An 11,976-nucleotide genomic window follows, 5' to 3' on the forward strand; every position below is an offset into this window, starting at 1 on the left:
GGCTCAGCCGAGGGAAGGGGGCCTTCACGGGACGTCGAGCGTGGGCGGTCCGCTCGCGCCGCGCGCGCAGGCGGCTCAGCAGTGCGCCATTCGCTCACGTCCGCGATGTTGCGAAAGCCACTTTCGCAACCTTCAACGTTGCGAAAGTGGCTTTCGCAACATCGCCACCGGAGGCCTTCACGCGCTTTAGGGGACGTCGAGCTCCGTGTGCCGGGTGGCCAGGGTGCGGGCGAGTTCGGCGAGTTTGACGTTGAGGTCCTGGGAAGTGCGGCGCAGCAGGTCGAAGGCCTCGTCGGCGGTCAGGCCGCGTCGTTGCATGAGGATCCCTTTCGCCTGCCCGATGACGTCGCGCGATTCGACCGCCCGCCGGAGATGGTTCGCCTCCAGCTCCGCCCGGCTCACCGCGCTGGTGGTCGCCAGCGCGAGTGAGCCGTGGGTCGCCAGCAGCAACGCGGTGTCCCGTGCCTGCGGATCGAACGCCCCGGGGCGACGGCTGTAGATGTTCAGCGCGCCGGGCAGCCTCGGTGGAGCGGCGTCGGGCACGAGCACGGTGGACAGGATCGAGGTGAAACCGTGCCGCACGGCGGCCCGGGAAAAGTCCGGCCACCTCGTCTCCGCCCTCAGGTCCTCACTGCGGGTGTAACCGGGGCTTTCGCCGTCGGCGGTGTCGACGCACGGCCCCGTGCCCGCGCGGTACTGCACCTCGTCGAGTTCCACCCCCACCTCGCCGGTCGAGACGGGGGTGTGGAAGCTCCCGTCCGGGGCACGCAGAGTGACCGACACCAGGTCCGCGCCGGGGACGACCCGGTACGCGGCGGCGATCACCTGTTCCAGTACCTGGGCGGGCGTCGAGGCGGCCAGGAGCAGACGCGTGAGTTCGACGAACTGCTCGGCCAGCGGGCCGTCCGACAGGTTCTCGCCGGAGCCGAATCCGGCCTTGTCGCGCTGCCACCGTCGTTCGTCCGCCATCGCTGACCATCCAGTCGTGTTCGGTGTTCTCCGCCGGATACCCCGCGGCGTCGCCCGCCAATCCAGAGTCCGATGTGGACAGTGCCTCAGGGGTCGACCCGGGCGCGGAGAAGGCAGAACACGTTTCCCTCGGGGTCGGCGAGCACATGCCACGACTCTTCCCCCGTTTGGCCGACGTCCGCGGGCCGCGCCCCGGCGGCGAGCAACCGCTGAAGCTCCGCGTCCTGATCGCGGTCGGTGGGGTTCACGTCGATGTGCAGCGGGAGCTTGCCCGGCTTTGGATCGTCGCTGCGGCTCAGGATCAACGTGGGCTGAGGTCCGCCGAAACCGACACCGGGCGGCCCGATCTCGATGTCTTCGCCGTCCTTGCCGATTTCGACGTAGCCGAGCACTTCGCACCAGAAGGCCGCCATCCGGACCGGATCGGCGCAGTCGAGGATGAGTTCGGTGATACGGCAGGCCATCCGGCGAGGATAGCCTGGATCCGGCGCATGGATCCGCCGCGAGGGGGTACCCGCAGGTACGACGGGTGCCTCGAAGAGGGACAAGGGCGAAGTCGCCAAGTCGTCCTGAGCGGACTGTCCTCTCGCGACGGTTGCGGTCCTGACCGCTCCCTTCTACCTTCGATGGATGGCGATCGATTCCGAAGCCGGGCAGGCGGCTCCTCTCGTCGTGGTCGAGTCGGCCCGCTCGGACCAAGCGATCACCGTCGAGGTGGCCGGTGACATCGACATCGCGACCAGCCCCCGGCTCCGGTCCGAGCTCCTCAGACTGCTGGCCGACGCTCCCGGCGCCGCGGTGGTCGACATGACCGGCGTGGGCTTCTGCGATTCCTCGGGGCTTTCCGTGCTTGTGCAGCTGAACCGGCACTGCCAGGAGACCGGGATCGACCTGAGTTTCACGCCGTCCAAGGTGCTGCGGCGGGCCATCGAGCTCACCGGGCTGCTGCCCACGCTGAAGGTGACCGCCTAGGCGACGACGCGGACCGTGCCCAGCTCGGGATCGGCGGCGTCGTGGATGAACATGCCGGAGCGGACGCCGGTGTGGAGGTAATCGATGATCGCGTCGGTGAACACTTCACCGGGAGCGATCGCCGGGACACCCGGCGGGTAGGGGCTGATCATCTCCGCGCTGACGCGCCCTTCGGCCTTGTCGAACGGCACGTGCTCAGCGTCGGCGAAGAACGCGTCGCGGGGCGACATCCGCATCTCCAGGGTCAGCTCGGCCGCGGACGGCAGGTCGACCGCCGGTCGCCGCTCGAAATCGTGGTCGACCAGCCCGCGCAGGCCGCGCACCACGGCGGACGCCGTCTCCTCGTCGTCGGCGTGGGTGATCTGCGCCGCGATCCGCCGGTGATCGGACAGTCCGGTGTGCAGATGGCGTTCGGCGAGCCAATCGGCCGCCTGGTAGCCGGTGATGCCCAGGCCGGCGACGTCGACCACGATCTTGAGGGGGTCGTGTTCGAAGGCGAGCGGGTGGAATTCCGCCGCCAAGGCGTGCAGCCCGGGGATGTCTTCGATCTCCGCTCGTACGCGGCCGGCCAGCATCAGCGCGGTACCCAGCAGTTCTTCGCCATGCTCGATCATCTGCCTGCGCCAGCCGTCGAGGGAGGCGAACAGCAGGGCGGAAGTGCTCGTGGTGCCGAGAAGATCCTCCCTGGCTTTGAGCACGTCGGGGGAGACCCGGTCGCCTCGCAGGTGGAAGACCGACGCCTGTTCGAGCCCGCCGCCCATCTTGTGCGTGCTCGTGACGCAAAGGTCGGCTTCGCCGTCCATCGCCCAGGTCGGCAGGTCGTCGTGGAACGGGAAGTGGGCACCCTACGCCTCGTCGACGATCAGTGACTTGTCCGCGGCATGGCAGGCGCGGGCGACCCCGCGGATGTCGGCGCAGGTGCCGTAGTCGGTCGGGGTGATCAGCAACATGCCTTTGACGTCGGGCGCGTCCGCCAGCGCGGCCTCGGCCTCCTCCGGGCCGGGAGGATGCGCGAGATGGTGCTCCTCGTCGTACCGGGGGCGGACCCAGACGGGGTGCACCCCGCTGATCACGAGTCCGGCGCCGACCGATTTGTGGGCGTTGCGGGACACCAGGAGACGTTCACCCGGCCCGGCGACGGCGAGCATGGCGCTCTTGACCGAGAGTGAGCTTCCGCAGGTGGAGAAGAAGGTGTGCTCCGCGTCCACCGCGTCTGCCATCAGCTTTTGCGCCTCATTGAGGATGCCGCGCGACATCCGGCGGTCGTCCAGCCCGTTGAGGGTGAGCAGATCCGACGCGAACGCGTCACGGCCGAGCAGCTCCAGCACGCGCGGGTCCGCACCGCGGCCCCTGTTTGTGCCCCGGAGGGGTGAAGGCCAGCCCGCCCGCGCGGCGGTAGGCATCGATGGCTTCCAGTACCGGTGCGCGCGAGTGGTCCATCCTGCTCCGATCAGCGGCCGAGGGCATTCTGCAGTTCCTTCTTGGTCATGCTGGACCGGCCCTTGATGTTGCGCTTCTTCGCTTCGTTGTAGAGCTGGTCCTTGGTCGGCCCGCCGGGACCCTTCCGGTTGCCGGACCGTTCGCCGCCGCGTTTCTGCGGCGACTTGTCCTTGGTCGAACTCTTGCTCGCGGTCTTGGATTCACCGGACTGGGCGCGGTTCTTGTTCACCGTGCGGGCGGCGATCTCCTCGGCGCGGCCGCTACTCGCGCCGCGTTTCTTCTGAGAGGACTTGATGTGCTCGTACTGACGTTCGCGTTTGTCGCTCCAGCTCTGTTCAGGCACGGCTCCTCCTTCGGTTCGACCTGCGGATACCCGATCGGCCCAGCGGCCAAGCGAAAGATCACCCGTCCAGGGCAGTGCCGGGGCGATGTTTACCGCCCCCGGTCGCCGGGTACCACAGCGGGGACGAGGGGAGCCGGTTCATGTCGGTCCACAAGGGACGAAGGTGACTTTGGTGAACGCTGCGCCGCTCATGGAAGACATCGAGCAAGTCGTCCTGCGGGAGGAGCCGGTCCCGGCACCTCGCGACCGCCGTACGCGGCGCAGGGACGATTACTCCCATTGCCGTCCCTGGTTCGACGAGATGGCCGCTTTGCCTGCCGGTCACCCGGGACGAGGGCGCCTGCGGGAACGCCTGATCCTCGAACTGCTGCCGATCGCCGAGCACATCGCCGTTCGGTTCAGCGGACGGGGGCAGCCGCGGGAAGACCTGATCCAGGTGGCGCGGATCGGTTTGATGAAGGCCGTGGACCGGTTCGATCCGGGACAGGGCGGGGACTTCCTCGCGTACGCGGTGCCGACGGTGATGGGCGAGGTGCGGCGTTTCTTCCGTGACACCGGCTGGGCCGTCCACGTCCCACGCGGGATGCAGGAACTGCGCACCCGGCTTTCCCGGGCGACCACGGAACTGGCCCAGACCCTCGGCCGCGCGCCGACCCCCACCGAACTCGCCGGGCATCTCGACGTGGACGTCGACACCGTCCGCGAAGGCCTGCTCGCCGCGAACAGCTACCAGACGTCGTCCCTCGACCGGCCGGTCAACGACGGCGAGGGTTCGCTTCCGCTGTCCGACGTGGTGGGCGGGCTGGATTCCCGCTTCGAGCACATCGAGGACCGGCACACCGTGGTCCCGCTGCTCCAGCGACTGCCGGAGCGGGAGCGGGCGATCGTCACGATGCGGTTCTTCGAGGGGATGACCCAGTCCCAGATCGCCGAACGCATCGGGATCTCCCAGATGCACGTTTCCCGTCTGCTCACGAAGATCCTGCAGGATCTGCGCGGCACGCTCAACGGCTGAACAACGCGCCGAGGCCTTGGCGGGCCGGCGGGGCGCCCAGCGCGTGCAGGCAATCCCAGAGGGTGACCGCGGTGGCCGTCAGCACGGGTTTGCCGAGGCCGGTTTCGAGTTCTTCGAGCAACGGCGTCGTATGCAAGGCCGTTTCGGGGATCAGCAGCGCGTCGGCTTCGTCGTGGTCGGCCGCCGCGGCGAGTTCGGTGATGCGGCGGCCGTCCCAGGCCGCGAGCGCCCGGTCCGAAGGCGCGTCGGCGGAGACCGAATGGACGGTGGAGACACCGGCCTCGGCGAGGAAATCGGCGAAAGTCGCGGTCGTGTCGCGGTGGTAGACCGAGGCGAGCGCCACGCGTCCGGCGCCCAAATGGGCGAGCGCGGTGAGATACGCCAACGAAGTGCTGCGCGCGGGAACGCCGAGCCGTTCGCCGAGCACACGGGACTGCTCGAGCGCGCCGTCGAGGCCGCGCGTGAAGCTGCAACTGGAACAGGCCCAGCTGACGACGTCCGGCGCCGTGCCGAACCGCGCCGCCGCCACGAGCTTGCCCGGCGCGCCGAGTTCGCGGACGGCTTCGTGCTTTCCGGCCGCGTCGAGGTCTTCGACCCTGCCGATGTGCTCGTCCCAGGGGACATAGGCGAAGTTCACGGTGAGGTCGGGATCCAGTTTTCGCGCCAAGGCGAGGAAATCGTCCTCACCGCAGTCTCGCGTCGGGTACAGCAGGCCGATCCTGGGCACGGCTCACTCCTTCCGGGTCGAAGCCCTTCGGAGGTACCCGACGCGAGCCGCGGTCACTCGTGCACGACGGGCAGGACACCGAAAACCGGTGGGGTGAGCCGCCCGACGCTGTGGTCGTCCTCGCGGACGGCCCTGAGGAATCGCGCGACCTCGGCGGGGCTCGGGGTGGCCGTCTTCCCGCCCAGGTAGCGGAGGACGATGAGATCCTCGCCGGAGTGGGTTTCGATCGCCACGGCCCAGCCGTGGATCTCGTCCCACAGCAGGGCGACGTCGCGCTCCGGATGGGTGGGGAGCCGCTCGTCGAGCGCGACGTACGCCGAAACCGGGCTGTCGTGGTCGACGGTGCAGGATTCGAGGCCGACGCCGAGGGCCTCGGTGACTTCGGCGAGATACCCCCACACGGCGTCGCGGGTGTGCGGGTGACGGACAGGCATGGTGAGCAACGAGGACTTCCCTTCTTCCCCTTGTCCCGGGCCGGTGCGGGCCCGGAGCCCGCACCGGCCCGGGACACTCAGGCCTGGATCTCCTTGCGGTCCGACGTGGAACCGGTGATTTCGATCCGCCGCGGTTTGGCCTTCTCGGCGATCGGGACGCGCAGGGTCAGCACGCCCGCTTCGTAGCCGGCGGCGATGTTGTCGGTGTCGAGGGCATCGCCGAGGAACAGCTGGCGGGAGAAGACCCCGAGCGGACGTTCGGAGACCTGCATCTGGACGTCTTTTCCGGCGAACGGCCGCCGCTCAGCCTTTACGGTCAGTACGTTGCGTTCGACGTCCAGCTCGATCGCGTCGGCGGAGACGCCGGGGAGATCGAAGCAGACGACGAACGCGTCGCCATCGCGATACGCGTCCATCGGCATGGTGGCCGGCTTGGACCAGGTGCCCGCATTCGCTGCGCCGAACATCTGCTGGGTCAGCCTGTCCAGATCGCGGAACGGATCGGTGCGCATCAACATCGGGTTCCACCTCCTGGGTCGTTGTCTCTGGTGTCAACACGCACTACTGTTCTAACATGTCATCGGAAGGATGACAAGCGTTGAGTCGTCGATTGGATGACGAACATGGACGAAGACCCCGCCCTGACCGTGCGCAGTGTTCGTGACGTCGTGGCCGAGGCCCGTTCCGGTGTCTCGGAACCGGAGAGGCTCCTGGCTGCTCTGGTCGAGTTGAAGGCGGTCCGTGAGCAGCTGGCGGCTTGGGAACCGGAGCTGATCGCGGCCGCTCGCGCGGGCGGCACCAGCTGGACGGCGCTCGCTCCCGCGCTGGGGGTCGCGAGCCGTCAGGCGGCGGAGCGGCGGTTCCTGCGGTTGAGGCCGTCCTCGGGCGGGGAGAGCACGGGAGAGGCGCGGGTCGACGCGGAACGAGACCGGCGCGCCGGTGATCGCGCGGTGGCCGAGTGGGCGCGGCGCAATTCGGCGATCCTGCGGCAGCTGGCCGGTCAGGCCGGCGCGCTGGGCGGGTTGAACGCCAAGGCCAGGGAAAGCGCCGACAGGCTGAGCGCGGTGCTCGGCGAGGACGACGTCACCGGTCTCCTGGCGCCGCTGGCCGACCTGCGCGCCCATCTGCCCCGCGAGCACACCGGCTTCGCCGAACGGCTCGGCGAGATCGGCATGCACACCGAGCAGATCCGGCGGGACGCCGTCGACGACCGGCGGGATCGTCACTCTTCACGGTGAGGAGCGTGTGAACTCGGCGCGGGGCGGGTACCCGGTGCCGTTCGTCGAGCGAGCTGGAGGTCTTCGATGCTGGTCCGACCCGATTCCCAGCCAGCCGCCGACGTCGTCGAGCTGGCGCTGAAAGTGCTGGCCGCGGAAGGTTTGCACGGGCAGGCCGCCCATGCGGCGCTCGAGGCGATGGCGCGGGAACGAGGCCTGCCGGTCAAGCGGTGCGCGGCGCTCATCGTGGCGGCCGTCGACGGGCGAGTGAACTGAAGCCTGGCCTGGCTTGGCCTGGCTTGGTTTGGCCTGGCTTGGTGTCGGTCGCGGGGGTGGCGTGTTGCGAAAGCCACTTTCGCAACCTTCAACGTTGCGAAAGTGGCTTTCGCAACGTCCGTGACCGGGGCGGGCGCGGCCGATCGTGATCGTCGCTGTGTGTGAACGGGTCTCCGCGCTGAGCACCATGCGGGAACCCGGTGCCCAACGCGTCCGAAGTCCTCAAGCGACAGTCGGAAGCCCTTGCGTGCCAAGGAGAGCTCACGAGACCCATTACCACGGGCATGATCGTCGCGTGCACACACCGCACCGCTTCAGTCACCCGAATGCCGCGCCGGTAACCTCCTTGGCTGTGTCGGTGCCTACTTCAGATCCCCGCAGCGGTCCCGCCGTCGAAAGCGGGTCCGACGCGTCGGCTGCCCAGGTCCCGGACAGCCCGGTCAAGGCCGTCGCCGCACCTCCTCGCCCGGCCCGGATCGAGCCGATGCCGCTGGGCACGTTGCTCGCCAGGGCGGGCGCGCGGCTCGTGGTCGGCGGCGACGACTACCCGGCCGCTGCCGAGCTGACGGTCACGGGCAGCACGCTGCGCGCGCAGCACGTCCTCCCCGGTGACCTCTTCGCCGCGCTTCCCGGCGCCCGCGCCCACGGCGCGGACTTCAGCGACCAGGCCATCGCCGCCGGTGCGGCCGCCGTGCTCACCGACGAGGCCGGCGCCGAGCGCCCGGTCCTCCGTGACGCCGGAGTGCCGATCCTGGTGCACCCGGACCCGCGTGCCGCCCTCGGCGAGATCGCCGCCTGGATCTACGGCGAGCCGTCGCTGGAGCTGTCCGTCCTCGGCATCACCGGGACGTCGGGCAAGACCACGACGTCGTACCTGGTCGACGCCGGGCTCAAGGCGGCCGGGCTCACCACCGGGCTGATCGGCACGGTCGAGACCCGGATCGCGGGCGAGCGGCTGGCCAGCGGCTTCACCACCCCCGAGGCGCCTGATCTGCAGGCCCTCCTCGCGGTGATGGTGGAGCGCGGCGTCACGCACGTCCCGATGGAGGTCTCCAGCCACGCGCTGTCGCTCGGCCGGGTCAACGGCACGCGCTTCGCGGTCGGCGCGTTCACCAATCTCTCCCAGGACCACCTGGACTTCCACAAGGACATGGAGGAGTACTTCGCCGCCAAGTCGCTGCTGTTCGACGGCCGGTCCACCGCCGAGGTGATCGTCGTCGACAGCGCCTGGGGCCACGCACTCCTCACCCCGCACACGGTGACCGTGTCCACCGAGCCGGGGACGGACGCGCTGTGGCGCGCCACCGACCTGACCCCCACGCCGGCGGGGGAGCAGACCTTCACCCTCCACGGTCCCGAAGGCCTCGCGGCTTCGGCGAAGATCCCGCTGCCGGGTGAGTTCAACGTGGCGAACGCCGTGCTCGCGGCCGCGATCCTGAGCACCGCCGGTGTCCCGCTCGACGCCATCGTCGCCGGGCTCGCCTCGGTCGAGGTGCCGGGCCGGATGGAGCGGGTCTACCTCGGCCAGCCGTTCACCGCCGTCGTCGACTACGCGCACAAGCCCGCCGCGGTCGCGCAGGGGCTCGACGCGCTGCGTGCCCGCACCGAGGGCCGGATCATCACCGTCCTCGGCTGTGGCGGGGACCGCGACACCGCCAAGCGCCCGGTGATGGGCGAGGCGGCGGTCCGGCGCAGCGAGGTCCTGATCGTGACCGACGACAACCCGCGTTCGGAGGACCCGGCCGCGATCCGGGCGGCGATGCTGGCCGGTGCCCGCAACGCCGGTCCGGCCCTGGGCGGCGAGATCGTCGAGATCGCCGACCGCCGGGAAGCCATCGTCCACGCGGTCGAGCTGGCCCGGCCCGGCGACATCGTGTTCATCGCGGGCAAGGGCCACGAGACCGGCCAGGAGGTCCAGGGTGTCGTGCACCCGTTCTCCGACGCCGAAGAGCTGGCCTCCGCCATCCGCAGACGTCTGGAGTCAGAGTGATCGTGCTCAGCCTGGCCGAGATCGCCGCCATCGTCGGCGGCAGGCTGCATCGGACCGACGGGACCGCCGAGGTCACCGGAAGCGTCGAATTCGACACCCGTGAGGTCACTCCCGGCGGTCTGTTCATCGCGCTGCCCGGGGCGAAGGTCGACGGCCACGACTTCGCCGCGCAGGCCGTCGAGTCGGGCGCCGTCGCGGTGCTCGCGGCCCGTGAGGTCGACGCCCCGGCCGTGATCGTGCCGCCGCTGGACGGCGGCGTGGCCCACGAGCGGGCCTTCGCGCTGGTCTCGGACAAGGACGGGGCGGGGGCCGCGGTGCTGGCCGCGCTCGCCAAACTCGCCCGGCACGTGATCCGCAAGCTCGCCGGCGACCACCTGACCGTCGTCGGGGTCACCGGTTCGGCGGGCAAGACCTCCACAAAGGACATCATCGCCCAGCTCCTGGAGCCGCTCGGCCCGACGGTGGCGCCGCCGGGATCGTTCAACAACGAACTCGGCCACCCCTGGACGGCGCTGCGGGCCGACGACACGACCCGGCAGCTCGTGCTGGAACTCTCCGCCCGCGGGCCCGGCCACATCGCCGAACTGGCGGCCATCGCGCCGCCGCGGATCGGCGTCGTGCTCAACGTCGGCACCGCCCACGTCGGCGAGTTCGGCTCCCGCGAGGGCATCGCCAAGGGCAAGGGCGAACTCGTCGAGGCGCTGCCGAGCGCGGAAGACGGCGGTATCGCGGTCCTGAACCTCGACGACCCGTACGTCGCGGCGATGGCGAGCCGGACGAAGGCGCGCGTGGTGTTCGTCGGTGAGAGCGAGTCCGCGCAGGTCCGCGCGGCCGACATCACCCTCGACGGTGAAGCGCGCGCGTCGTTCCGGCTGGTCACCCCGGACGGCGAGGCGCCGGTGAAGCTGCCGCTCTACGGCGAGCACCACGTCGGGAACGCGCTCAGCGCGGCCGCCGTGGCACTGGCAATGGGTTCGACGGTCGAGGAGGTCGCGGCCCGTCTGTCGAACCTCGAACGGCGCTCGGAGCGCCGGATGGAGGTCACCACCCGGGCCGACGGCGTCACGGTCCTCAACGACTCGTTCAACGCCAGCCCCGAGTCGATGCGGGCCGCTCTCAAGGCGCTCGCGTCGATGAGCGCGAATCGCCGCTCCTGGGCCGTGCTCGGCGTGATGGGCGACCTCGGCGAGAACTCGGTCGAGGCCCACGACGGCATCGGCAGGCTCGTCGTCCGGCTCAACATCGACAAGCTCGTCGTCATCGGCCAGGCGGCCGCGGCGACCCATCAGGGCGCGCAGCAGGAGGGTTCCTGGGGCGAGGAGTCGGTACTGGTACCCGACGTCGAGGCCGCCATCGCCCTGCTGCATGATCAGCTCCGCGCGGGGGACGTGGTGCTGGTGAAGGCTTCCAAGGCCGCCGCGCTGTGGCGGGTGGCCGACGCCGTGCTCGCCTCCCCTGTAGTAGCCCCTTCCCCCTCTCAAGAACGCTCGAACGGTGGTGACGCGTGATCAGCATCCTGATCGCGGCCGCGGCGGGCCTGCTGGTCTCCATCCTCCTCACTCCCTATCTGATCCGGGTGTTCTCCCGGCAGGGCTTCGGCCAGGAGATCCGGGAGGAAGGACCGCAGGGACACAAATCCAAACGCGGTACCCCGACGATGGGTGGTGTCGCGATCATCGTCGCGATGGTCGTCGGATATTTCGTGGCTCATCTGATCAGTTCGCTCAGCGGCGGCAACGGCACCGGCGGCCCGTCCGCTTCCGGGCTGCTGGTCCTCTTCCTGGCCGTGGGCCTCGGGCTCGTCGGGTTCCTCGACGACTTCATCAAGATCCGCAAGCAGCGCAACCTCGGGCTGAACAAGACCGCGAAACTGGTCGGCCAGCTGGTGGTCACGATCGTCTTCGCGATCATGGCCCTGCAGTTCGCCGACGAACGGGGGCTCACCCCGGCGTCGGAAAGCCTGTCCTACGTACGGGATCTCGCGCTGATCACCTTCCCGTCGGTGTTCTTCGTGATCTTCTGCTACATCGTCATCTCGGGCTGGTCGAACGCGGTCAACTTCACCGACGGCCTCGACGGTCTCGCCGGCGGCACCGCGGCGATGGTGCTGGCGACCTACGTCGTCATCGCCTTCTGGCAGACCCGTCTCTCGTGCGCGGTCACCCCGCAGGCCGCCTGTTACGACGTCCGTGACCCGCTGGACCTGGCCGTGGTGGCCGCCGCGGCGACCGGCGCCTGCGTCGGATTCCTGTGGTGGAACGCGGCACCGGCGAAGATCTTCATGGGGGACACCGGTTCGCTGGCCCTCGGTGGCCTCGTCGCCGGTCTGTCGATGACCACCCGCACCGAACTCCTCGCCATCGTCATCGGCGGTCTGTTCATGGTCGAGATGATCTCGGTGGTCGCGCAGATCGCGGTGTTCCGCACGACCCGGCGGCGGCTGTTCCGGATGGCCCCGTTCCATCACCACTTCGAACTCGCGGGCTGGGCCGAAACCACCGTCATCATCCGGTTCTGGCTGTTGTCGGCCGTCTGCTGCATGTTCGGTCTCGGCCTGTTCTACAGCGAACAGCTCGGTCTCGGGGGGTAGCGG

13 protein-coding genes and 1 pseudogene are annotated in these 11,976 nt (G+C 69.7%); 7 read left to right on the forward strand and 7 right to left on the reverse strand.

What is annotated here, in order from left to right:
* Positions 1–186: 186 nt before the first annotated feature.
* Together ACLJQ7_RS36150 and ACLJQ7_RS36155 are read right to left on the reverse strand one after the other, a co-directional pair.
* The gene (locus ACLJQ7_RS36150; RefSeq protein WP_410652658.1) at positions 187–969 is read right to left on the reverse strand and encodes an ANTAR domain-containing protein; all 783 of its coding nucleotides are present in this window, start codon (positions 967–969) and stop codon (positions 187–189) included.
* Between the two features lie 86 nt (positions 970–1,055).
* Complete coding sequence (locus tag ACLJQ7_RS36155) at positions 1,056–1,433, reverse strand: VOC family protein (RefSeq protein ID WP_410652659.1); 378 nt, start codon at positions 1,431–1,433, stop codon at positions 1,056–1,058.
* 166 nt (positions 1,434–1,599) lie between these two features.
* Here ACLJQ7_RS36155 and ACLJQ7_RS36160 point away from each other — a divergent pair, with 166 nt between their 5' ends.
* The gene (locus ACLJQ7_RS36160) at positions 1,600–1,941 is read left to right on the forward strand and encodes an STAS domain-containing protein (protein ID WP_410652660.1); all 342 of its coding nucleotides are present in this window, start codon (positions 1,600–1,602) and stop codon (positions 1,939–1,941) included.
* On the opposite strand, the pseudogene ACLJQ7_RS36165 reads toward ACLJQ7_RS36160, so the two are convergent.
* Positions 1,938–3,381 (reverse strand): annotated as a pseudogene (locus ACLJQ7_RS36165) (aminotransferase class I/II-fold pyridoxal phosphate-dependent enzyme). The gene ACLJQ7_RS36160 and the pseudogene ACLJQ7_RS36165 overlap by 4 nt on opposite strands.
* A gap of 10 nt (positions 3,382–3,391) precedes the next feature.
* On the reverse strand, positions 3,392–3,724 hold the full coding sequence (locus tag ACLJQ7_RS36170; protein ID WP_125673425.1) for a plasmid stabilization protein: 333 nt from the start codon (positions 3,722–3,724) through the stop codon (positions 3,392–3,394).
* Between the two features lie 190 nt (positions 3,725–3,914).
* Here ACLJQ7_RS36170 and ACLJQ7_RS36175 point away from each other — a divergent pair, with 190 nt between their 5' ends.
* On the forward strand, positions 3,915–4,739 hold the full coding sequence (locus ACLJQ7_RS36175) for a SigB/SigF/SigG family RNA polymerase sigma factor (RefSeq protein ID WP_410652691.1): 825 nt from the start codon (positions 3,915–3,917) through the stop codon (positions 4,737–4,739).
* Here ACLJQ7_RS36175 and ACLJQ7_RS36180 read toward each other — a convergent pair.
* The 3 genes from ACLJQ7_RS36180 to ACLJQ7_RS36190 all read right to left on the reverse strand — a co-directional run bounded on the left by ACLJQ7_RS36180 (position 4,729) and on the right by ACLJQ7_RS36190 (position 6,418).
* Positions 4,729–5,466 (reverse strand): decarboxylase, encoded by a 738-nt coding sequence (locus tag ACLJQ7_RS36180; protein ID WP_410652661.1) that lies wholly within the window; start codon positions 5,464–5,466, stop codon positions 4,729–4,731. The genes ACLJQ7_RS36175 and ACLJQ7_RS36180 overlap by 11 nt on opposite strands.
* Before the next feature lie 53 nt (positions 5,467–5,519).
* Positions 5,520–5,900, reverse strand: coding sequence for a DUF6292 family protein (locus ACLJQ7_RS36185; RefSeq protein WP_410652662.1), 381 nt, complete (start codon positions 5,898–5,900; stop codon positions 5,520–5,522).
* Between the two features lie 77 nt (positions 5,901–5,977).
* Positions 5,978–6,418: an Hsp20/alpha crystallin family protein gene (locus ACLJQ7_RS36190; RefSeq protein ID WP_410652663.1), complete on the reverse strand. Its 441-nt coding sequence runs from the start codon at positions 6,416–6,418 to the stop codon at positions 5,978–5,980.
* Between the two features lie 105 nt (positions 6,419–6,523).
* Between ACLJQ7_RS36190 and ACLJQ7_RS36195 the strand changes: the two genes are divergently transcribed.
* The 5 genes from ACLJQ7_RS36195 to mraY all read left to right on the forward strand — a co-directional run bounded on the left by ACLJQ7_RS36195 (position 6,524) and on the right by mraY (position 11,973).
* Positions 6,524–7,138, forward strand: a complete 615-nt coding sequence (locus tag ACLJQ7_RS36195) for an HSP18 transcriptional regulator (protein ID WP_410652664.1) — start codon at positions 6,524–6,526, stop codon at positions 7,136–7,138.
* Between the two features lie 66 nt (positions 7,139–7,204).
* Positions 7,205–7,393 carry a hypothetical protein gene (locus tag ACLJQ7_RS36200; RefSeq protein ID WP_410652665.1) on the forward strand — a complete coding sequence of 63 codons (189 nt, stop codon included), beginning with the start codon at positions 7,205–7,207 and terminating at the stop codon, positions 7,391–7,393.
* Positions 7,394–7,877: 484 nt separating this feature from the next.
* On the forward strand, positions 7,878–9,383 hold the full coding sequence (locus tag ACLJQ7_RS36205) for a UDP-N-acetylmuramoyl-L-alanyl-D-glutamate--2,6-diaminopimelate ligase (protein ID WP_410652692.1): 1,506 nt from the start codon (positions 7,878–7,880) through the stop codon (positions 9,381–9,383).
* Positions 9,380–10,891 (forward strand): UDP-N-acetylmuramoyl-tripeptide--D-alanyl-D-alanine ligase, encoded by a 1,512-nt coding sequence (locus ACLJQ7_RS36210; protein ID WP_410652666.1) that lies wholly within the window; start codon positions 9,380–9,382, stop codon positions 10,889–10,891. The genes ACLJQ7_RS36205 and ACLJQ7_RS36210 overlap by 4 nt, the downstream gene beginning before the upstream one ends.
* Complete coding sequence (gene mraY / locus ACLJQ7_RS36215; RefSeq protein ID WP_276368875.1) at positions 10,888–11,973, forward strand: phospho-N-acetylmuramoyl-pentapeptide-transferase; 1,086 nt, start codon at positions 10,888–10,890, stop codon at positions 11,971–11,973. The genes ACLJQ7_RS36210 and mraY overlap by 4 nt, the downstream gene beginning before the upstream one ends.
* Positions 11,974–11,976: the final 3 nt, after the last annotated feature.

This window comes from Amycolatopsis sp. cmx-4-54, from assembly GCF_046548895.1.
Lineage (GTDB): Bacteria > Actinomycetota > Actinomycetes > Mycobacteriales > Pseudonocardiaceae > Amycolatopsis.